Origin of the sequence: Knoellia koreensis (genome assembly GCF_013041615.1) — a bacterium.
Lineage (GTDB): Bacteria > Actinomycetota > Actinomycetes > Actinomycetales > Dermatophilaceae > Pedococcus > Pedococcus koreensis.
Window position 1 is genome coordinate 166,997 of sequence record NZ_JABEPQ010000005.1, and the last position, 19,943, is coordinate 186,939.

Genomic DNA, 19,943 nt, shown 5'->3' on the forward strand with positions numbered 1-19,943 from the left:
TGGTAAGATAGGTCGTATGAGCCGGACGAGGACCTTCACCGTGGCCGCCCCCGACGGCGCCCTCCTGCGCGTCGAGGAGTATGCCGCGCAGCCGCCCGCCGAGGACGCGCCCACCGTGGTGCTGGCCCACGGCTGGACCCTCACCCGACGGTCCTGGCTCCCTGTCATCGAGCGCCTGGTGGAGCAGGACGTCCGGGTCATCGCCTACGACCAGCGCGGCCACGGCCAGTCCTCCGCCCTGCGCGACCAGCCGACCGTGCGCCAGCTGGGGGACGACCTCTACGCCGTGCTCAATGTCGTTGCACCGCAAGGGAAAGTCGTGCTCGGTGGCCACTCGATGGGTGGCATGACGATCATGGCGTATGCCGGTCGGCACCCTGTCGACTTCGCCGACCGGGTCGCCGGGGTCGTCCTCGTGGCGACGTCGGCCGGACAGCTGCGGACCGCCCTGCCCCCGATGGAGGCGGCCTTCATGCGCGTGGCCGCGCGCCTCCCCCGCCTCAAGGCCGGCCCGGCCATCACGACGTCGGGCCAGCGGCGGCTGCTCTTCGGCACGGACGCCGACCCGGAGCACGTCCGCCTCACCCGCAACCAGGTCGCGGCCACGAGCCTGCCGACCCTCGGCCGCTTCTTCAGCGCCCTGGGTCGTCACGACGAGGCCGAGGCGCTGGCCCACCTCGCCGAGACCCCCACGGTGGTGCTCGCCGGCGAACGCGACCGGCTCACCCCACCCAGCCACGCGCAACGCATCGGCGAGCTCGTGCCGAACGCCCGGGTCGAGGTGCTGGCCGGCAAGGGCCACATGCTCATGTACGAGGCGACCGACGAGGTGGTCGCCGCCTTCGACTCAGTGCTGGCGGCGCAGCCCGAGCGCCACTGACAGCACGGCGGCGAGCAGGGCGGCCACGGCGGCACCGGCGAACACGGTCTGCACCTGCACCAGGCCGGCTGCCAGCAGGGCGTCGGCATCGGTCTGGTCGGGCAGGGCGGCGACAGCCTCGTAGTAGCGGTGCAGCCCGACCGCGGTGAGCAGGGCCAGCCCGACGACCATGCCGACCATCCGCGCGACCACCACGAGCGACGACGCCACGCCGTGCGCGTCGTCGGGCGCGCAGGCGAGGGCGACGTTGTTGACCGGCGCCAGCGTCGCACCGAGCCCGAGCCCGACGAGCACGAGAACCGCTGTGGCAGAGGCGGATTCGAGCGCGCCGTCGCCCCACCGGCTCATGAGAACCAGGCCGATGCCGGCCGCCACCAGGCCGGTCAGGCAGACCGCACCCTCGGGGACGCGCCGCAACAGCCAGCCACCCGCCAGCGCGCCGACCGGGACTGCGACGAGGAACCGCACCAGCACCAGGGCGGCCTCGGTCTGCGAGTCGGTGAGGGTGAGCCGGGCGAGCACCGGCACGTCGACCACCACGGCCACCAGCGCCACCCCGACGAGCAGGCTCACGACCAGACCGGCCCTCGCGCGGCCACGCACGACACCACGCGCCACGAGCGGTTCGGCCGCGACCCGGTGTCGCCAGAGGTATGCCGCGGCCGTCACCACCGCGACCGGCAGGAGGGCGTAGCCCCACGGCCCCACCACCTCTCGCTCCGGGTCGCTCGCGGCGAAGGTCAGCACGATGCAACCCAGGGCGGTGCCGAGCAGGAGGGCACCCGGCAGGTCGGCCCGGCGCAGCAGCGGCCAGGCCCGCACCAGCACGAGCACCGCCCACACCACGGCGAGGGCCAGCGCGACGACTCCGATCGGTGTGAGCAGCCGCGCCGTGTGGCCCGCAAAGGGCACGAACGGCATACCCAGGGTCACGTCGGTGACGAGCCGCTCGGGTGCGGCGAGCGCGAGACCGCCCACGGCGACGGCCGCCAGGCCGACGACCGACACCAGGACTCGCGGCCGGGCCGGCCGCTGACCGCCCACGACCACCACCAGGGCGGCGAGCACCAGACCGAGGGCGGCGTTGAGCCAGAAGATCGCCCGCCAGTCCGCAACGGCGAGGACGAGCGCGCCGAGCACCGGGCCGAGGACGCTGCCCAGCTCCTGCACCGCGCCGACGACCCCGAGGGGCGTGCCACGACGCCCGGCCGGCCACAGGTCGGCGACCAGCGCCAGGGTGGCGGGCACGAGACCGCCCCCACCGACACCCTGGAGCACCCTGCCGCTCACCAGCACCGGCAGCTCCACGGCAACCGCCGTGATGGCCGAGCCGAGGACGAAGAGCAGGAGGCAGGCGAGCAGGATGCGTTGCCGCGACACGAGATCCGCAAGCCGGCCGATGAGGGGCAACACCGCGATGTAGCCCAAAAGGAAGCCGGAGATGATCGGCGTTGCCTGTTGCAGCGCGTCGATGCCGAGGCCGACACCGGTCATCATGTCGGTGAGCGCGAGGACGACGACGTAGGTGTCCGCCGCCGCCAGCGCCACCGCAACCGACGCGGTGGCGAGCAGTGCCCTAGGGGCGGGTGATCGCAACGGCCTGCGGCAGGCTGCTCAGGCGGACGGTGTAGGTCGACGTCGATCCGGCGTAGAAGGGTCCCTTGAGGACGACCGAGCGCAGCTCGTTGCCCTCGTCGGTGACGCCGTAGGTGATGTCGAACGTGCCGCTGCGGTCACCGATGACGAACAGGTCGGCCACGGCGTCACCCGGGACCTTGCCGGTGAAGGTGTCGAGCACCGCTGCGCCGTCGCGGGTGCGGCCACCGGCCTTGAGGTCGGTGGTGTCGCCGACGAGGCTCGTGACACCGGTCTTCGTGTCGAACAGCTGGGCCGGGTTGGGTGCCCCGTAGGTCTTCGGGTCGATCTTGTTGTAGCCGGGCGTGAAGAACTTCAGGTAGACGTCCTGCTCGACGGCGATCACCTCGACCGTGCCGGTCACCCCGTTGATGGTGGCGTTGAGGGTGCCCTTGAACGAGGGCGGCGTGAACAGGCCGGTCCCCTTGGCGCCCGAGACCCCGATCGCCTTGCTGGGCAAGCCCTGTGACTCGAGGGTGAAGCTGACGGCCGGCGCCTTCTCGAGGGTCGCGCGGGCCGCCGCCAGCCGCTCGGCGGGTGGCTTGTCGGCGGTCTTCTTGTCCCCGCCGCCGCTGCACCCGGCCAGGACGACAGCACCCGTCACGACGACGGTCACGACGCTCGCCACAGCCCCTCGACGCATGGCCCCAACGCTATCCGGCCGGGGAGCGCTCCCCATGGTCGCCACGCGCTTGCGCACCTACCGTCGGGGCCCATGCGAACCACCACCACGAGGCGCCGACGCCTCCTCACCACCGCAGTTGCCACCCTCGGCCTCGTCGTCGTGCCGGCCGCCGCGGCCTGCGTCGCGCAGGCGGCCGCCGCCGACACCACGACGGGAGTCGTCAACACCAAGGGCGACCCCGGGCCGCGCCTCACCGTGCGCGAGCGCCCGACCTCGGCCTCGGCGGCCGTCGGCTCACGCGCCGACGGTGCGCGCATCACCATCGTCTGCCAGACCTACGGGCAGAGCGTCACCGGCACCTATGGCACGAGCCGGGTCTGGGACAAGGTGGGGTCGGGCGGCTTCGTCAGTGACGCCTACGTGCGCACCGGCTCCGACGGGCTGGTCGCCCCACTCTGCCCGGGCACCAACACCTCGACCAGCGCCCGCGTCAAGGCCACGATCGACGCGGCGAAGTCGATGACGGGCAAGTACCCCTACTCCTGGGGCGGGGGCAACTACGCCGGCCCGACCAAGGGGATCTGCTGCAGCCCCAGCGGAATCGACGACCGGCAGACGGTCGGCTTCGACTGCTCCGGCCTCATGGAGTACGCGTTCTACCAGGGCGCGGGCCTGCGGCTGTCGAGCACCTCACGCAGCCAGTACGCCGACGGGCCACGCAAGCCGCTGTCCACACTCAAGGCCGGCGACATGGTGTTCTGGTCGGACTCGAGCCGCTCGGCCAGTCGCATCCACCACGTCGCGCTGTACATCGGTGACGGCAAGATCGTCGAGGCCAACCGGGTGAGCGGCCCCGACGTGCGGGTCCGTGCGTTCTCGACCCGCGAGGCCGGGGTCATGCCCTACGTGGTGCGCCCCATCCGCTGACCCCTCACCTCTGCGTCGCCAAGGGCAGCGCAAGAGGGGTATGCCGCCCACGCGGCATACCCCTCTTGTCTTGCGTCCCAGCGCTGTCAGCTGCCGGTGGTCGCCTTGGCGTCCTCCTTGATGACCAGGCCGGTGCCCTCGTTGTTCTCCTCGACGTGGACGGTGTCACCGTCGTGGACGTCGCCGCCGAGGACCGCGCGGGCGAGCCGGTCGCCGATCTCCTTCTGCACCAGCCGGCGCAGCGGGCGCGCGCCGTAGGCCGGGTCGTAGCCGGTGACCGCGAGCCACTCGCGTGCCCCGTCGGACACGTCAAGAGTGATGCGGCGGTCGGCCAGGCGGCTCTGAATCTCGCGCACCTGCAGGTCGACGATGTGGGCCAGCTCCGAGCTGCTGAGCGGGTCGAAGATGACGATCTCGTCGAGCCGGTTGAGGAACTCGGGCTTGAAGCTCGAGCGCACGACGTCCATGACGTGCTTGCGCTTCTCCTCGTCGGGCAGCGTGGAGTCGATGAGGAACTGGCTGCCGAGGTTGCTGGTCAGCACGAGGATGACGTTGCGGAAGTCGACCGTGCGTCCCTGGCCGTCGGTGAGCCGGCCGTCGTCGAGCACCTGGAGCAGGATGTCGAAGACCTCGGGGTTCGCCTTCTCGACCTCGTCCAGCAGCACCACCGAGTAGGGGCGGCGCCGCACGGCCTCGGTCAGCTGGCCGCCCTCTTCGTACCCGACGTAGCCCGGAGGGGCACCGATGAGCCGCGCCACCGAGTGCCGCTCGGAGTACTCCGACATGTCGATGCGCACCATGGCGCGCTCGTCGTCGAAGAGGAAGTCCGCGAGCGACTTGGCGAGCTCGGTCTTGCCGACACCGGTCGGGCCGAGGAAGAGGAACGAGCCGGTCGGCCGGTTCGGGTCGGCGAGGCCGGCCCGCGAGCGGCGGACCGCGTCGGACACGGCCTTGACCGCAGCCTCCTGGCCGATGAGCCGGGCGCCGATGAGCGACTCCATCGAGAGCAGCTTCTCGGTCTCGCCCTGGAGCAGCCGGCCGGCGGGGATGCCGGTCCAAGCCGAGATGACCTCGGCGATGTCGTCGGGGCTGACCCGTTCCTTGACCATGAGGTCGGGGTTGTCGAGGCCCTTGACGACTTCCTCCTCGTTGGCCTTGGCGAGCTGCTCCTCGACCTGCGGGATCTCGCCGTACATGAGGCGCGAGGCCTCCTCGTACTTGCCCTCGCGCTGGAGCCGCTCGGCCTGCGTGCGCAGGTCGTCGAGCTTGGCCTTGAGGTCACCGACCTTGTTGAGGCCGGACTTCTCCTGCTCCCAGCGGGCGTTGAGGGTGGCGAGCTGCTCGGACTTGTCGGCGAGGTCCTGCTGGAGCCGGCTGAGCCGCTCCTTGGACGCGTCGTCCTTCTCGTTCACGAGGTGCAGCTCTTCCATCTTGAGCCGGTCGACGGTGCGGCGCAGCTCGTCGATCTCCACAGGCGAGGAGTCGATCTCCATCCGCAGTCGCGAGGCGGCCTCGTCGACGAGGTCGATCGCCTTGTCGGGCAGCTGGCGCCCGGTGATGTACCGGTTCGACAGCAGCGCCGCCGCGACGAGCGCGGAGTCCTCGATCTCGACCTTGTGGTGCGCCTCGTAGCGCTCCTTGAGACCGCGCAGGATCGCGATGGTGTCCTCGACCGAGGGCTCACCGACGTAGACCTGCTGGAACCTGCGCTCCAGGGCCGGGTCCTTCTCGATGTACTGGCGGTACTCGTCGAGCGTGGTCGCGCCCACGAGCCGCAGCTCGCCGCGGGCCAGCATCGGCTTGAGCATGTTGCCGGCGTCCATCGCGCCCTCGCCGCCGCCCCCGGCACCGACGACGGTGTGCAGCTCGTCGATGAAGGTGATGATGCGGCCGTCGCTGTCCTTGATCTCCTCCAGGACGCCCTTGAGGCGCTCCTCGAACTCGCCGCGGTACTTCGCGCCGGCGAGCATCGCGCCCATGTCGAGGGACACCAATGTCTTGTCCCGCAACGACTCCGGCACGTCGCCGTCGACGATGCGCTGGGCGAGTCCCTCGACGACGGCGGTCTTGCCGACGCCGGGCTCGCCGATGAGGACGGGGTTGTTCTTGGTGCGGCGCGACAGCACCTGCACGACGCGGCGGATCTCGCTGTCGCGGCCGATGACCGGGTCGAGCTTGCCGTCGCGAGCGGCCTCGGTGAGGTCGGTGCTGTACTTCGCGAGCGCCTCACCCTCCTCGGCCGGGGTGTCGCTGGTGACCTTGCGACCGCCACGCAGGGCGTCGATCTTGGCCTCCATGTCCTTGGCGCCGCGCTTCTCGACGGCGGCGAGGTTGCCGGTCTCGGCGAGCGCGAGCAACAGCAGGTCGAGGGCGAGATAGGTGTCGCCCTTGGCCTTCATGAGGGTGTCGGCCTGCTGGAGCACCTCCAGCGCGGCGCGGCCGAACGTCGGCGCCTGGGCGGAGCCGGAGGTGGACGGCAGCGTGCGGATGCGCGCATCGGCCTGGGCCAGAACGGTTTGCGCTCCGGTGCCGGCGGCCTGCAGCAGCGCGTCGGCCTGCGGGGTGTCGAGCCGGATGACCGAGCTCGTGATGTGGTCGGGCGTGATCTCGGGGTTGCCGTTCTGCTGCGCCTCGCGCTGTGCGAGCGCGAGCGCCTCGGCGACCTTGGCAGTCGGCTTCAGCTCCATGCGTCGATGTTCTCCTGTGGTGGGTGATTGGTCTACTCGGAACAACACCGTCAAAGTTGAGTCTGTTCCACTCAACTTTGAGTTTTTTCGGGTATGCCGGCGGGTCACCCGGGTGACCGGCGCACGGGTGCCCGCCCCCGCGGCATACCGGTCAGCCGCTGAGCAGCAGCTCGCGTGCCGTCTCGAGCCCGACCAGGTGGGCGCCCCGCATCACGCCCAGGGCGGGCACGCGACCGGCGACCACCCGTGCCTGCATGGGCGCCACCGCGGCCGCGTCCCGCGCGACCATGTCGCACAGCTGCGGCCCGGCCGCCTCGGCGAGCGGTCCGGCCAGCACCACCAGCCGCGGGTCGACGACCACGGCCACTGCGGCCACCCCGAGCGCAAGTCGCGCAGCCAGCTCCTCGACGAAGGGACGACCACCCGAGGCCACGGCGGTGGCCAGGGTCGTGGCGTCATACCCCCGCTCGCGGGCGAGGGCGAGCACCGCCTCCTCGGCGACGAGCTGTTGGAACCCACCCTTGTCGCGGCGACCGATGTGCCCGGGCGCGGCCACGCCCGGCACGGGCAGGTAGCCGACCTCACCCGCCGCACCGGTCGTCCCACGCCGCACCGCGCCGGAGAGCACGATCGCGCACCCGACCCCGCCGCCGACCCACAGGTAGACGAAGTCCTGCTCGCCGACCGCGACCCCTTCACGCTGCTCGGCGATGGCCAGCAGGTTGACGTCGTTGTCGACCGTGACGGGCCGGCCCAGGTCGCGTTCCAGCGCCGCCCGCACCCCGGCGCCCCACTGCGGGTGGTCGTAGGAGAACGCCACGTCACCGGTGCGGGGGTCGACGATGCCGGCGATGCCGACGACGACCGCCCGCACCGAGTCCTCGGGCACCCCGGCGGCGGCGACGGCCCGGGCGACGGCGGTCCGGACGAGGGCGACCGGGTCGTCGGTGAGCCCGCTCTCCGACGCCGACAGCTCGATGGACGGTCCGGGGTTGGCGAGGAGGTCGCAAGTGGCCGCCGTGACGAGGTCCTGGTCGACCTGGACGCCCACGACGTGCCCGGCGGCGGCGACGACCCCGTGCACGTCGGCGTTCGGGCCCCGCCCGCCGGCGCGCGTGCCGACGACCTCGACCACGCCCAGCTCGTCGAGGCGGGCCAGCAGCTGGCCGGCCGTCACCTTCGACAGCCCCGTGAGCGCCGCCAGCTCGGTGCGCGACATGGGGCCACGCTCGACCAGGAGGGCGAAGGCTGCGCGGACGTTGATCTCACGCAGCAGCCGCGGGGTACCCGGTGGTCCGCCCCCGGCCCCCGCTCCCGAACCAGTGCCCGCGGTCGACACGAGCGACACTGTAGGTGAGGGACACACCTCACGCCCGACAAACCGGACTGACAACACTCTTTCCAGATATGTCCCGGCCTGTTACGGTGTCCGACTGTCGGAGGGAGCGCTCCGCTCTACCCCCTGCGAGGGGAGTCTCCCTCCGACCAGAGCCTTCAGGCTCCGTCCCCCACCGTTGCGCCGCCCTCAGGCATTTCCCTCCGCCTTCGAGGGCGGCGCAACGCGTTCCGGGGCCTGTTGGCGGCGGGGGCTCGAGAGGGGTGGGGCGTGCACGAGCCGGGGTATGCCGTGGGCGGGCGTTCGCGTGAGCTCGCCCGGTTGGCGTTGTCGCTGGTCCAGCCCGGTTTCGTCGGTCTGGAGCTGCCGGACTGGGTGCGGCGCCGGCTCGACGACGGGCTCGGCGGGGTGGCGTTGTTCTCCCGCAACATCGCCCGGTCCGAGCAGGTGGCGCGGCTCACGGCACAGGTCCACAGCGCCAACCCCGACGCGCTGGTGGCCGTCGATGAGGAGGGCGGTGACGTCACCCGCCTCGAGTACCGGACCGGGTCGTCGTGGCCGGGCAACCTGGCGCTGGGCCGGGTCGACGACGTCGGCCTGACCGAGCGCGTGGCCGCCGAGATCGGTGCGTTGTTGGCTGAGGTGGGCGTCGATCTCGACTACGCCCCCGACGCCGACGTCAACACGAATGCGGCCAACCCGGTGATCGGCGTGCGCAGCTTCGGGTCGGATGCGGCGCTGGCCGCCCGCCACACCGCGGCCTGGGTGCGGGGGTTGCAGTCGGCGGGCGTGCTGGCCTGTGCCAAGCACTTCCCCGGCCACGGCGACACCCACGTCGACAGCCACCTCGCGGTGCCGGAGGCCGAGCTCGGCGACGAGGCCACGAGCCCGGCGCTCGAGCCCTTCCGTGCCGCCGTGGCGGCCGGCTGCGCCGCGGTGATGAGCGCCCACATCCGCCTGCGCGGGTGGCCGGACGACCGCCCGGCGACGCTGGTGCCCGACGTCATGACGGGGTTGCTGCGCGACCAGCTGGGCTTTGCCGGGCTCGCGGTGTCGGACGGTCTGGAGATGGGCGCGGTCTCCTCGACCGTCGGCCTCGCCGAGGGCGGCGTGCTGGCCGTCGCCGCCGGTGTCGACGCGCTGTGCGTCGGTGGTGGGCTGGCCGATCCCGAGACCTGCGACGCCGTCGTCGTCGCGCTGGTCGATGCGGTGGCGCAGGGCAGGCTGCCGGAAGCGCGGCTGGTCGAGGCAGCCGGGCGAGTCAGCGCCGCTGCTGCGCTGCGAGACGACCTGCGCCGGGCGGCGGGCCCGCCCGTGGTCACGAGCGGTCGGAGGGCCGGGCTGGAAGCGGCCCGACGCGCACTGGAGGTCAGCGGAACGCCCACCACCACCGCGCAGGCACCGGTCATCGCCCAGCTGAACGCCAGCCAGAACTTCGCCGTCGGGGACGAGACCCCGGCCGGGGTGGTGGCCGCGGCGCGGGACCGGTGGGGTGAGGTGCCGGTGCACTCGATCGGCCCCGCGGACGACCCGCGCGCGGCGGTGGCCGGCACCGAGGGGCACCCGCTGTGGGTGGTCACCCGCGACGCCCACCGGCACACCTGGATGACGTCGGCTCTCGAGCACGTGCTCGCCGCCCGCCCGGACGCGGTCGTCATCGACACTGGCTGGCCGGGGTGGCGCCCCGCGGACGGGACGGCACTGGTGGTGACGCACGGCGCGTCCCGGGCGAGCGGGGCTGCCGTCGTCGACCTGCTCGCGCGCTGACGTCGCCGGTCAGCGTCCCGTCGGCAGGGGTCAGCGGCGGGTCTGCGGGTCCGGGTCGTACCAGCCGTCGTGCTCCTCGACGAGCGTCGCGAACCGGTCGCGGAGGCCCTGCTCGACCGGGCCCGTCTCGTCGGCGATGTTGGTCTCCACGACGTGGACGGCCCACTCGTGCGACTCCGAGTCGTCTTCTCCTGCAAGGGCTTCCCGCACGACCCGCACCTCGGTGAAGCCCTCGTCGGCGAGCTCGGACGCCACCTGCTCGGCGACGTCGCGGTCGGGGAAGACGAGGAGGTGCTCACTCATGCCAGCGAGTATGCCGCGTGGGCAAGCCACCACCTCGGGTGGCACGCCCACGCGCTGAGGATGTTCGGCCTCGGGAGCGGTCGTCAGCTCGCGGCTGCGTCGGGGTAGGCCTTGGGCAGGCGCATCCCGCGCTCGGCCATGAGGTCGCGCACCCGGTTCGGGTAGTCGGTGATGACGCCGTCGACACCGGCGTCCATCAGGGCCTCGATCGTGGCCGGGTCGTCGACGGTCCACGGGACCACCTTGAGGCCGCGGGCGTGGGCGGCGTCGACCATCGCCTTGTCGGCGTAGAACCGGAACCCGGGCTGGCCGACGGTGCCGTTCTGCGGGAAGCCGTAGTTGGGCGACAGGGTGGTGACGCCATCGATGCTCGCGGCAGCGGCGACGAAGTCACCGCCGAAGTCGTCGGCGTCGATGCCGCCCAGCCACGGCGAGGCGCCGGGCTTGCCCACCTGGAGGAAGTCGTAGTTGGTGAGGGCGACCAGCGGCCACTTGGGCGCGAGCTCGTGCATCGCCATGAGCGCGCCCCAGTCGAAGGACTGGATCGTCACCTGCTTCTCGATGCCCGACGCGCGAATCTCCTCGAAGACGCGGCGGACGAACAGCTCACGGGGTGCGGTCTGCTCCGGCGCCCCGGCCTCGACCTTGGTCTCGATGTTGAGCTTGACCTGGTTGGCCTTGGTGTCACGGACGAGGGCGAGGACGTCGCGCAGCTCGGCCAGCCGGTTGCCGGCGACGACCTCCTGCTGCGGATAGCCGGGCAGCTGCTGGTAGCCGCAGTCCATGGTCTTGACCTGCGCGAGGGTGAGGTCCTTGATGTAGTCGCCGACGTAGGGGAACTGCGGGTCACCGGGGGTGACGGGTGCGGTGTCGCGGCACTTGGTGCGGCTCACCTGACGGTCGTGGGTGACGACGACCGCCCCGTCCTTGGTGATCTGGGTGTCGAGCTCGAGGGTGCTGACGCCCATGCGCAGTGCCTTGGCGAACCCGGGCAGCGACTCCTCGGTCGTCAGGCCGAGCCCGCCGCGGTGGGCCTGCAGGTCGAACTGGGTCTTCTGCGGCAGCACCTTGGGGCCGGGTGTCCCGGCGACAGCCGCGGTGGCCGACCCGGCGGACAGGGCAAAGGTGACCGCGGCGGTGGCGGCCAGAGCGGAGAGTCTGCGTGCGGAGGTCATGCCTCGCGACGTTAGGCGCCGCCGTGGGCCCGGCGGTGAAGCCGAGGGAAACACTCGGTGCGCAGCCGCCGACTGGCACGGCTTCCGCAAACCGGGAGTTGCGTGCATGAAACCCGGGAAAATGCAGTCCGTTTCGTGCTCGCAACCCCCGTATTGCCACACGGTACCGGGCCGCTCTTGACCCTGCGGCGAGGTCAGCGGGGCGCGCCGGGCGGGCGCCACAGCACCAGCGCTCCGGCGTTGCCGGTGGGCTGGCGACCGGCGCGCAGCGGTGTCACGTCACCGGCCGGCCCGACGGCGAAGACCCGCGACCGGCGGCTGGGCTGGCCAGCCGCGGCGCGGGTCTCGTCGAGCTCGGTCCGCAGCTCTCGGACGCGGGACTGCAGAGCCGTCACCTGGTCCTCGAGCGCGAGGATGCGCTGGATGCCTGCGAGGCTGATGCCCTCGTCCTGGGAGAGCCGCTGCACCTCGCGCAGCAGCGCCACGTCGCGCCCCGAGTAGCGGCGTCCGCCACCTCGGGTGCGCGACGGGATGACCAGACCCAGCCGGTCGTACTGGCGCAGGGTCTGGGCGTGCATTCCGGCCAGCGACGCCGCCACCGAGATCACGTAGATCGGGGCGTCGTCGTCTGGCCGAAAGTCAACCTGTTCTGCCATGTCCTGCTGTCCTGCCGATCAGTCCTGCCGACCCGTCTCGTGGCCGGTACGTCAGCGCCGGGCCTCCTCGAACAGCTCCGCACGCGGGTCGTGACCTGCGTCCTGCGCCTTGAGCACCTCGACGGCGTCCTTGGCCTCATCGGAAAGGCGTTGCGGCACAACGACATGCACCTTTGCCATGAGGTCGCCGGGCTTGTCCTTCTTCGGGACACCCCGGCCCTTGACGCGCAGCACCCGCCCGCTCGGCGTGCCGGGTGCGATGCGCACCTTGACCGGCTTGCCGTCGAGGGTCGGCACCGAGACCGTGGCCCCGAGCGCCGCCTCGGCGAACGTCACCGGCAGGTCGACGGTGATGTTGTCACCGTCGCGCCCGAACGCCGGGTGCTTCTCCACGCTGACCGTGAGGATGAGGTCGCCCGCGGGGCCGCCGGCCTCGCCGGGCTCACCCTTGCCGCGCAGCCGGATCTTCTGACCGTCCTTGACCCCCACCGGGATTCGCGTGGTGATGTGCCCACCGTCGCTGGTGCCCAGCGTGACCGTCTTGCCCTCGACTGCGTCGCGGAACGACAAGGTCGTACGGGCGGTGAGGTCCGCTCCCTTGCGCGGCCCGCGAGGGGCGCCGTACCCGGCATACCCCTGCTGTCCGCCGTAGGGCGAGGCCCCACCGAACATGCCACTCAGCAGGTCCTCGAGGTCGGGCTGGCCGCCACCACCGCCGGTGGAGTAGCGCACTCGTGTGCCACCGCCCCCACCGCCGCCGAACATCGAGGAGAACACGTCCTCGAAGCCGCCCTGGCCGCCGCTGCCCGGACCGCCCGCGGTGAAGCGGGCGCCGCCACGCGCCATCTGGCGGATGGCGTCGTACTCCTGGCGCTGCTCGGGGTCGGACAGGACCGAGTTGGCCTCGCCGATCTCCTTGAACTTCTGTTCCGCCGCAGCGTCACCGGGGTTCTGGTCGGGGTGGTACTTGCGGGCGAGCTTCCGGTACGCCTTCTTGATCGCCGCCTCGTCGGCGTCCTGGGGGACGCCGAGAGTGGCGTAGAAGTCCTTCTCGAACCAGTCTTGGCTGGCCATGCGTGCGCCCTCCTCTCAGTGGGACGTCGATGGGTTGGGGTATGCCGTCACTCGGGGTCGGCGACCGCGACACGGGCGGCGCGCAGCACCTGCTCGCCGCTCTTGTAGCCCGGCTGCAGGACCTGGACGACGGTGGTCGTGCCGGTCGCCGGGACCGACCCGTCCGCAGGCCAGGCCGTGTGCATGAGGGCCTCGTGCACGTTCGGGTCGAACTCCTCGCCTGCGGCGCCGAACCGCTCGAGCCCGAACTTGCGCAGCGAGTTCTCGAGCTTGTCCGCGATCGCGGCGAACGGGCCACCAGCGAGGTCGCCGTGGTCGCGGGCGGCCTGGATGTCGTCGAGCACCGGCAGCAGCGCCTCGAGCACGGACTGGGCCGCGCGCTCCTGGATCACCGCGCGGTCGCGGTCGACCCGGCGCTTGTAGTTGACGTACTCGGCGTTCAGCCGCTGCAGGTCCTCGAGCCGTTGCGCCGCAAGGGCTTCGTGGTCGGGACCGTCGGCGACCGGCGCGCCCTCAGCGGGCTTCTGGTCACCCTCGGGCGCCGCCTCGGGGGCGGAGGGGGCAGCGGCCTGGTCGGCAGCTGCACCCTCCGCACCCTCGGCACCGTCAGGCGTGTTTGCCTGGTCGGTCACTTCTTCTCCTCGTCGTCGTCGACGACCTCGGCGTCCACGACGTCGTCGTCGGACGAGCCGCTGTCGGACGCACCGGAGGCGTCACCTGCGCCCGCACCCGCGGAGCCGCCGGCTGCGTCGGACTCGGCCGACGCGGCATACATCGCCGTGCCCAGCTTCTGCGACTCCTCCGAGAGCTTCGCGCTCTTGGCCGAGATGTCCTCGGGGCTGGCGCCGCTGTCGGGCTTGACGGCCTCCTTGAGGTCGGCGAGCGCCTCGTCGACCGGCCCGCGGCCGTCGGCCGGGAGCTTGTCGGCGTTGTCGGCGAGGAACTTCTCGGTCGAGTAGACCAGCTGCTCCGCGGTGTTGCGGGCCTCGGTCTCCTCACGCCGCTTCTTGTCCTCGGCCGCGTGCTCCTCGGCCTCCTTGACCATGCGCTCGATCTCCTCCTTCGACAGCGCGGAGCCGCCGGAGATGGTGATCTTCTGCTCCTGGCCGGTGCCACGGTCCTTGGCGGACACGTTGACGATGCCGTTGGCGTCGATGTCGAAGGTGACCTCGATCTGCGGCACACCGCGCGGCGCGGGCGCGATGCCGGAGAGCTCGAAGGTGCCGAGCGCCTTGTTCTGCTGGGCGATCTCGCGCTCACCCTGGAAGACCTGGATCAGCACGCTCGGCTGGTTGTCCTCGGCGGTCGAGAACACCTCGGAGCGCTTGGTCGGGATCGCGGTGTTGCGCTCGATCAGCTTGGTGAACAGGCCGCCCTTGGTCTCGATGCCGAGCGACAACGGGGTGACATCGATGAGCAGGACGTCCTTGCGCTCGCCCATGAGGACACCGGCCTGCAGGGCCGCACCGATGGCGACGACCTCGTCGGGGTTGACGCCCTTGTTGGGCTCCTTGCCGGTCATCTCCTTGACCAGGTTGCTGACGGCGGGCATGCGGGTCGAGCCACCGACGAGGACCACGTGGTCGATGTCGGAGACCTTGATGCCGGCGTCCTTGATGACGTTCTCGAACGGCTGCTTGGTGCGGTCGAGCAGGTCCTTGGTCATCTGCTCGAACTGCGCGCGGGTCAGCGTCTCGTCGAGGTGGATCGGGCCGTTCTCGCTCATCGAGAGGTACTGCAGCGAGATGTTGGTGCTGGTCGCGGACGACAGCTCCTTCTTGGCCTGCTCCGCGGCGTCACGCAGACGCTGCATGGCGATCTTGTCCTTGGACAGGTCGACGCCGGTGTTGTTCTTCACCGTGGTGAGCAGGTGCTGGACGATGCGCTCGTCCCAGTCGTCACCACCGAGCTGGTTGTCACCGCTGGTGGCCTTGACCTGAATGGTCGAGAAGCCGTCCTCCGGGTCCTTGCCCACCTCGAGGAGGGACACGTCGAAGGTGCCACCACCGAGGTCGAAGACGAGGATGAGCTCGTCCTCCTTGCCCTTGTCGAGCCCGTAGGCGAGGGCGGCCGCGGTCGGCTCGTTGATGATGCGCAGGACGTTGAAGCCCGCGATCTCGCCAGCCTCCTTGGTGGCCTGGCGCTCGTGGTCGTCGAAGTAGGCCGGGACGGTGATGACCGCGTCGCTGACCTCCTCGCCGAGGTAGGCCTCGGTGTCGCGCTTGAGCTTCTGCAGGATGCGGGCGCTGATCTCCTGCGCGGTGTACTTCTTGCCGTCGATCTCGGTGGTCCAGTCGGTGCCCATGTGGCGCTTGACCGAGCGGATCGTGCGGTCGACGTTGGTGACGGCCTGGCGCTTGGCGATCTCGCCGACCAGGACCTCGTTGGACTTGCTGAAGGCCACGACGGACGGGGTGGTGCGTCCACCCTCCGCGTTGGCGACGATCGTCGGCTCCCCGCCCTCGAGGACGGCGACAGCCGAGTTGGTGGTACCGAGGTCGATGCCGACCGCTCGTGCCATGGTGATTCTCCCTGTGTCGAACTGTGGGTTGAGTTACTGCTACTCAAGTTAGGAGCCGGTATGCCGTGCGGCAAGTCGACGCTGCAAACTTGAGTTCACTTGACTCAACTCTGAGCGTGGGGGTGTTGTTCCCGTCCCGCCGAACTTTTCTCCGAGGTGGGGCCGGCGGGGCGCCAGGGAGTCGGCTCGACCTCGCATGAAAGGCCCGCGCGAAGGGTAGGGAGAGATGCGAGTCAGGAACACCCCATCGGTCAAAGGAGCGAGCATGGTCAAGGTTGCGTTGTCAGTGATCGTGGAGGCACGGCCCGGCAAGGAGGCCGAGGTCGCCGAGTTCCTCCGGGACGCACGCTCCGTCGTCGAGCAGGAGGAGGGCACCCGGGCGTGGTTCGCCCTGCAGTTCGACGAGTCGACCTTCGGGATCTTCGACGTGTTCCCCGACGGCGACGCCCGCAGCACCCACCTGGCCGGTGGTGTCGGCCAAGCCCTGGCCGAGCGGGGTGGGGATCTGTTCAGTGCGGAGCCGAGCATCCGGAAGATGGACGTGCTCGCGGCCAAGCTGCCCGGCGACAGCTGACCCGGCGGGGCGCGCGCGGAGACGAAGGCGACGACAGTTGCGACGAATCGCATTGGCGGGCGGGGATTCCGTCCCGGTCCTGGGTCTGGGCACCTGGGGCTGGGGCGAGGACCCGGGCCGGCGCGGCGACGAGATCGCGGCGCTGCGCACGGGGATCGAGCTGGGCCTGACCCTGGTGGACACGGCCGAGATGTACGGCGGCGGCGCCGCGGAGGAGGTGCTCGCAGAGGCGCTCGCGGGTCACCGGGACGAGGTGTTCGTGGTCAGCAAGGTGTTGCCGTCCAACGCATCTCGCTCCGGCACGGTGGCTGCGTGCGAGCGCAGCCTGGAGCGCCTGAGCACGGACCGGATCGACCTCTACCTCCTGCACTGGCAGGGCTCGCACCCCGTGGAGGACACGCTCGCGGCCTTCCAGCAACTGGTCGATGACGGGAAGATCCGGCACTGGGGCGTCAGCAACTTCGACCACACCGACCTCGCCAAGCTCGAGCAGGTGCCCGGCAGTGAGGGACTCGCCACCGACCAGGTGCTGTACAACCTGTCGCGGCGGGGGCCGGAGTACGACCTGTTCCCGTGGTGCGCCGACCACGACCTGCTGGTGATGGCGTACTCCCCCATCGAGCAGGGCCGCATCCTCGGCGACCCGACGCTCGGCGAGGTCGCCGCTGCGCACGGCATCAGCCCGGCAGCCGCAGCCCTGGCCTGGGTGCTGCGCCGCGACGGGCTCTGCACGATCCCCAAGGCGAGCAGCCCGGAGCACGTGCACGACAACGCCGCGGCACTCGAGGTGGACCTGACGCGCGAGGACCTGGACGCCCTGGACCGGGCCTTCCCGCCCGCCGGACCACGACCGCTGGAAATGCTCTGATCGCCACCTGAGCCCTTCCCTCCACTGCGCACTTCGGGCCACTGAGGGTCGGTGTTGCGGTCCAGATCGAGCCTGTGTGGCCCGAAGTGGAACGCCTTCCGCACTTCGGGCCACTGCGGCTCGGTGTGCCGGGCCAGGTCGAGCGTCAGTGGCCCGAAGTGGCAGCGTATTTACCCTTGCGGGTACGTACCCAACTGGTTACAGTTACGGCCATGGACGCAGTACTCCAGGCCCTGGCCGACCCGAGCCGGCGAACGATCCTCGAGACCTTGCGCGACCACCCGGCCACGGCCGGAGAGCTCGCCGACCTGCTCCCGATCGCCCGGCCCGGCGTCTCCCGGCACCTGCGGGTGCTGCGCGAGGCCGAGCTCGTCGAGGTGCGCCAGGACGCCCAGCGGCGCATCTACAGCCTGCGACCGGAGGCGCTCGTCGAGCTCGACGGGTGGCTCGCGGCATACCGCGTCCTCTGGGAGCAGCGACTCGACGCGCTGCACACCGAGATCGCCCGCGGCACGTCGCGGGCGCGAAAAGCGCTGCGCAGCAATGAAATCCCGGGCAGCAACGAGGAGCCCACCAAGACCACCCCACGGAAGAAGGCAACAGGATGACCACCACCGGAACCATGCGACAGCTCGACGGCGGCCGCGGAGCCGTCCGCGTCGAGGACCTCTACGACACCGACATCGCCGACCTCTGGTCGGCGTGCACCGAGCCCGAGCGCCTCGCGCGCTGGATCGCGCAAGTCTCCGGCGACCTGCGCGAGGGCGGCACGGTCGAGGTGCTCTTCACCAGCACCGCCAACGGACCGCTGCGCATCGACACCTGCGAGGCGCCGCACCACCTGCTCCTGACCGGCGAGGCGGGCACCGACGAGGAGACACAGATCGAGGCCTGGCTCACCGCCGAGGGGCCCAAGACCCGCCTGGTCGTCGAGGAGCGCGGGCTGCCCGGCGACAAGCTCCATTTCTACGGCGCCGGCTGGCAGACCCACCTCGAGGATCTCGGCCGCGCCCTCTCCACCGACGCCACGGCCCACCCCGACGGCTGGTCGGCCGACGAGCCCGCCACCGCGTGGAAAGAGCGCTGGACCGAGCTCACGCCGGAGTACCAGACCGCCACCTGAACCGCCGCTGGGCGCATCGTCGCAGGTCAGAGGCCCGTCCAGCTTGCGAGTGCGCCGCCCCGCGCTTTGACTGAAACGGACGGGGAACGTCCCTTCGCCCAGTGGTGGGAAGCGCGTGGGCGAAGAGGCGCCCCGTCCCGACCGCGCGGAGGACGACGCCCATGATGATCACGGACAGCTCCAAACGGGTCATCCCGTTCCGGCCGAGCGACGCCAAGCGTGTCGGCGAGGGGTGCATGTACCTCGACCAGATCGTCTGGCTCAACGGCAGCAACATCGAGCTGGGCGACAACGTCCGCTTCAACTTCGGGTGCTGGGTCAACGGGTACGGCGGGCTCGTCATCGGCAACGACGTCGGGGTCGGCCCGGGCACCATGATCCACACGGCCAACCACCGCAGCGGCGACCACGATCGACCGACCATCGACCAGGGCTGGGAGTCGCGCCCCGTCACCATCGGCAACAACGTCTGGATCGGCATGGGGGTGCGGATCCTGCCCGGCGTCACGATCGGTGACGGCGCGATCGTGGGGGCGGGTTCGGTGGTCACCAAGGACCTTCCCGCCATGAGCGTCAGCGTCGGCCTCCCGGCCGCTCCCATCAGGACGCGCGACTGATGCGCGTCCTCTTCCTCCAGCGACAGCCCTGCATCAAGACGCTGAAGTATGCCGTGGCCCTGCGCGCCCGCGTGCCCGGCCTGCACCTCGAGTTCGCCTACCAGGGCAGGACCTTGAGCGACTTCTACGGCGAGGGTGACGAGCTGTTCGACGCCTGGCACCTGCTCGCACCCGACCCCACGCACGACCTGCGCCGGGTCGTCGAGCGGGTGCGCCCGGACGTGATCCACTCCCACAACCTGCCCGACACCCTCACGGTCGCGGCGTTGGAGGTCGCGGGCGGGCGGGTGCCGATCGTCCACGACGTCCACGACTTCCAGAGCCTGCGCGCCACCCCGTACGAGGACGGCTTTCCCGACCCGCCGGACCCGATCGCCTCCGAACGCGCCGCGATCGAGGGAAGCGACGCCCTCATCACGGTCTCCGACGTCCTCCTCGAGGAGATCACCGCCAGGTATGCCGTGCCGGCACCTCACCTGGTCGTGCCCAACTTCGCGTTGGCGCGCGACCTGCCACCGCTGCCGGACGAGCTCGAGACGCACGAGCAGGACGTGGGCGAACCCCTGCGGTTCGTCTACGAAGGCACGATCTCCACCTGCGGTGGCCACTACGACCTGCGCGAGATCTTCGCGGCCATCGCCAGTACTCCGGGCGTACGGCTCGACGTCCACTGCGGACGCGAGCCGATGGCGGCATACCGCGGGCTCGCCGAGCGCTTCGACTCCCTCACGCTGCATCCGCCGATGCCCACGCGTGCCCTCATGCGGATGCTGCCCCGCTACGACGTCGGCTGGGCCGGCTTCAACGCCACCCTCAACGACGCGCACCTCGAGACGGTGCTGCCCAACAAGGCGTTCGAGTACGTCGGTGCGGGTCTTGGTGTCCTGACGCTCCCGCACAAGGCCTTGGCGCGGTGGGTCGAGGCGGAGGGCGTGGGCATCGTCCTGGACTCCCTCGACGACCTGTCGACCTCGCTGCGGGCCGCCGACGTGGAGACCGTGCGCAAGACGGCACGCGCCCACCGGGAGCGCTACACCCTCGACGCCCACATCCACGAGGTCCTCGGGCTCTACCGCTCCCTGGGGGCCGGCCCGGCGTGATGGGGCCGTCGATCCTGGCGCACCGCTCAGGCTCGGGTGACAACGCTGTCGGTGGTGGGTCCTACCTTCTGGTGC

19 protein-coding genes are annotated in these 19,943 nt (G+C 71.1%); 9 read left to right on the forward strand and 10 right to left on the reverse strand.

What is annotated here, in order from left to right:
* Positions 1 to 16 precede the first annotated feature (16 nt).
* Positions 17 to 880 (forward strand): alpha/beta fold hydrolase, encoded by an 864-nt coding sequence (locus tag HJG52_RS18230; protein WP_171245050.1) that lies wholly within the window; start codon positions 17 to 19, stop codon positions 878 to 880.
* Here the strand turns inward: HJG52_RS18230 and HJG52_RS18235 are convergent.
* Together HJG52_RS18235 and HJG52_RS18240 are read right to left on the reverse strand one after the other, a co-directional pair.
* Positions 848 to 2,476: an MFS transporter gene (locus HJG52_RS18235; RefSeq protein WP_171245051.1), complete on the reverse strand. Its 1,629-nt coding sequence runs from the start codon at positions 2,474 to 2,476 to the stop codon at positions 848 to 850. The genes HJG52_RS18230 and HJG52_RS18235 overlap by 33 nt on opposite strands.
* Complete coding sequence (locus HJG52_RS18240) at positions 2,457 to 3,158, reverse strand: LppX_LprAFG lipoprotein (protein ID WP_171245052.1); 702 nt, start codon at positions 3,156 to 3,158, stop codon at positions 2,457 to 2,459. The genes HJG52_RS18235 and HJG52_RS18240 overlap by 20 nt, the downstream gene beginning before the upstream one ends.
* Before the next feature lie 72 nt (positions 3,159 to 3,230).
* On the opposite strand from HJG52_RS18240, the gene HJG52_RS18245 reads away from it, so the two are divergent.
* Positions 3,231 to 4,067: a C40 family peptidase gene (locus HJG52_RS18245; RefSeq protein ID WP_171245053.1), complete on the forward strand. Its 837-nt coding sequence runs from the start codon at positions 3,231 to 3,233 to the stop codon at positions 4,065 to 4,067.
* 86 nt (positions 4,068 to 4,153) lie between these two features.
* On the opposite strand, the gene clpB is transcribed toward HJG52_RS18245, so the two are convergent.
* Both clpB and HJG52_RS18255 read right to left on the reverse strand, forming a co-directional pair.
* The gene (clpB, locus tag HJG52_RS18250) at positions 4,154 to 6,754 is read right to left on the reverse strand and encodes an ATP-dependent chaperone ClpB (protein ID WP_171245054.1); all 2,601 of its coding nucleotides are present in this window, start codon (positions 6,752 to 6,754) and stop codon (positions 4,154 to 4,156) included.
* Between the two features lie 151 nt (positions 6,755 to 6,905).
* On the reverse strand, positions 6,906 to 8,093 hold the full coding sequence (locus HJG52_RS18255) for an ROK family protein (RefSeq protein ID WP_206071097.1): 1,188 nt from the start codon (positions 8,091 to 8,093) through the stop codon (positions 6,906 to 6,908).
* Positions 8,094 to 8,360: 267 nt separating this feature from the next.
* On the opposite strand from HJG52_RS18255, the gene HJG52_RS18260 reads away from it, so the two are divergent.
* Positions 8,361 to 9,857 carry a glycoside hydrolase family 3 N-terminal domain-containing protein gene (locus HJG52_RS18260; protein ID WP_346767836.1) on the forward strand — a complete coding sequence of 499 codons (1,497 nt, stop codon included), beginning with the start codon at positions 8,361 to 8,363 and terminating at the stop codon, positions 9,855 to 9,857.
* Between the two features lie 30 nt (positions 9,858 to 9,887).
* On the opposite strand, the gene HJG52_RS18265 is transcribed toward HJG52_RS18260, so the two are convergent.
* From HJG52_RS18265 to dnaK, 6 genes are all read right to left on the reverse strand, one after another.
* The gene (locus tag HJG52_RS18265; protein ID WP_171245055.1) at positions 9,888 to 10,160 is read right to left on the reverse strand and encodes a ribonuclease E inhibitor RraB; all 273 of its coding nucleotides are present in this window, start codon (positions 10,158 to 10,160) and stop codon (positions 9,888 to 9,890) included.
* Between the two features lie 83 nt (positions 10,161 to 10,243).
* Positions 10,244 to 11,335, reverse strand: coding sequence for a glycerophosphodiester phosphodiesterase family protein (locus HJG52_RS18270; protein ID WP_171245056.1), 1,092 nt, complete (start codon positions 11,333 to 11,335; stop codon positions 10,244 to 10,246).
* Between the two features lie 194 nt (positions 11,336 to 11,529).
* Positions 11,530 to 11,991 (reverse strand): heat shock protein transcriptional repressor HspR, encoded by a 462-nt coding sequence (locus tag HJG52_RS18275; protein ID WP_171245057.1) that lies wholly within the window; start codon positions 11,989 to 11,991, stop codon positions 11,530 to 11,532.
* Between the two features lie 51 nt (positions 11,992 to 12,042).
* Entirely contained in the window at positions 12,043 to 13,065 is a 1,023-nt protein-coding gene (locus HJG52_RS18280) for a DnaJ C-terminal domain-containing protein (RefSeq protein ID WP_171245058.1), read from the reverse strand.
* A 47-nt stretch (positions 13,066 to 13,112) separates the two neighbouring features.
* The gene (gene grpE / locus HJG52_RS18285) at positions 13,113 to 13,697 is read right to left on the reverse strand and encodes a nucleotide exchange factor GrpE (RefSeq protein WP_171245059.1); all 585 of its coding nucleotides are present in this window, start codon (positions 13,695 to 13,697) and stop codon (positions 13,113 to 13,115) included.
* Complete coding sequence (gene dnaK, locus HJG52_RS18290) at positions 13,694 to 15,586, reverse strand: molecular chaperone DnaK (protein ID WP_171245060.1); 1,893 nt, start codon at positions 15,584 to 15,586, stop codon at positions 13,694 to 13,696. Before dnaK ends, grpE begins: the two co-directional genes overlap by 4 nt.
* Positions 15,587 to 15,851: 265 nt before the next feature.
* Here dnaK and HJG52_RS18295 point away from each other — a divergent pair, with 265 nt between their 5' ends.
* The 6 genes from HJG52_RS18295 to HJG52_RS18320 all read left to right on the forward strand — a co-directional run bounded on the left by HJG52_RS18295 (position 15,852) and on the right by HJG52_RS18320 (position 19,868).
* Positions 15,852 to 16,160 carry a putative quinol monooxygenase gene (locus HJG52_RS18295; RefSeq protein ID WP_171245061.1) on the forward strand — a complete coding sequence of 103 codons (309 nt, stop codon included), beginning with the start codon at positions 15,852 to 15,854 and terminating at the stop codon, positions 16,158 to 16,160.
* Between the two features lie 37 nt (positions 16,161 to 16,197).
* Positions 16,198 to 17,028 (forward strand): aldo/keto reductase, encoded by an 831-nt coding sequence (locus HJG52_RS18300; RefSeq protein WP_171245062.1) that lies wholly within the window; start codon positions 16,198 to 16,200, stop codon positions 17,026 to 17,028.
* Between the two features lie 212 nt (positions 17,029 to 17,240).
* The gene (locus HJG52_RS18305; protein ID WP_171245063.1) at positions 17,241 to 17,636 is read left to right on the forward strand and encodes an ArsR/SmtB family transcription factor; all 396 of its coding nucleotides are present in this window, start codon (positions 17,241 to 17,243) and stop codon (positions 17,634 to 17,636) included.
* The gene (locus HJG52_RS18310) at positions 17,633 to 18,151 is read left to right on the forward strand and encodes an SRPBCC family protein (protein ID WP_171245064.1); all 519 of its coding nucleotides are present in this window, start codon (positions 17,633 to 17,635) and stop codon (positions 18,149 to 18,151) included. The genes HJG52_RS18305 and HJG52_RS18310 overlap by 4 nt, the downstream gene beginning before the upstream one ends.
* Before the next feature lie 161 nt (positions 18,152 to 18,312).
* A complete protein-coding gene (locus HJG52_RS21430) occupies positions 18,313 to 18,768 on the forward strand; it encodes a DapH/DapD/GlmU-related protein (RefSeq protein ID WP_171245065.1) in 456 nt (151 codons plus the stop codon).
* The gene (locus tag HJG52_RS18320; protein WP_171245066.1) at positions 18,768 to 19,868 is read left to right on the forward strand and encodes a glycosyltransferase; all 1,101 of its coding nucleotides are present in this window, start codon (positions 18,768 to 18,770) and stop codon (positions 19,866 to 19,868) included. Before HJG52_RS21430 ends, HJG52_RS18320 begins: the two co-directional genes overlap by 1 nt.
* Positions 19,869 to 19,943: the final 75 nt, after the last annotated feature.

Coding starts and splice junctions, on each gene's coding strand:
- HJG52_RS18230 (WP_171245050.1), top strand. CDS start 17: ATGAGCCGGACGAGGACCTTCACCGTGGCCGCCCCCGACGGCGCCCTC.
- HJG52_RS18240 (WP_171245052.1), bottom strand. CDS start 3,158: ATGCGTCGAGGGGCTGTGGCGAGCGTCGTGACCGTCGTCGTGACGGGT.
- HJG52_RS18245 (WP_171245053.1), top strand. CDS start 3,231: ATGCGAACCACCACCACGAGGCGCCGACGCCTCCTCACCACCGCAGTT.
- clpB (WP_171245054.1), bottom strand. CDS start 6,754: ATGGAGCTGAAGCCGACTGCCAAGGTCGCCGAGGCGCTCGCGCTCGCA.
- HJG52_RS18265 (WP_171245055.1), bottom strand. CDS start 10,160: ATGAGTGAGCACCTCCTCGTCTTCCCCGACCGCGACGTCGCCGAGCAG.
- HJG52_RS18270 (WP_171245056.1), bottom strand. CDS start 11,335: ATGACCTCCGCACGCAGACTCTCCGCTCTGGCCGCCACCGCCGCGGTC.
- HJG52_RS18275 (WP_171245057.1), bottom strand. CDS start 11,991: ATGGCAGAACAGGTTGACTTTCGGCCAGACGACGACGCCCCGATCTAC.
- HJG52_RS18280 (WP_171245058.1), bottom strand. CDS start 13,065: ATGGCCAGCCAAGACTGGTTCGAGAAGGACTTCTACGCCACTCTCGGC.
- dnaK (WP_171245060.1), bottom strand. CDS start 15,586: ATGGCACGAGCGGTCGGCATCGACCTCGGTACCACCAACTCGGCTGTC.
- HJG52_RS18295 (WP_171245061.1), top strand. CDS start 15,852: ATGGTCAAGGTTGCGTTGTCAGTGATCGTGGAGGCACGGCCCGGCAAG.
- HJG52_RS18305 (WP_171245063.1), top strand. CDS start 17,241: ATGGACGCAGTACTCCAGGCCCTGGCCGACCCGAGCCGGCGAACGATC.
- HJG52_RS18310 (WP_171245064.1), top strand. CDS start 17,633: ATGACCACCACCGGAACCATGCGACAGCTCGACGGCGGCCGCGGAGCC.
- HJG52_RS21430 (WP_171245065.1), top strand. CDS start 18,313: ATGATGATCACGGACAGCTCCAAACGGGTCATCCCGTTCCGGCCGAGC.
- HJG52_RS18320 (WP_171245066.1), top strand. CDS start 18,768: ATGCGCGTCCTCTTCCTCCAGCGACAGCCCTGCATCAAGACGCTGAAG.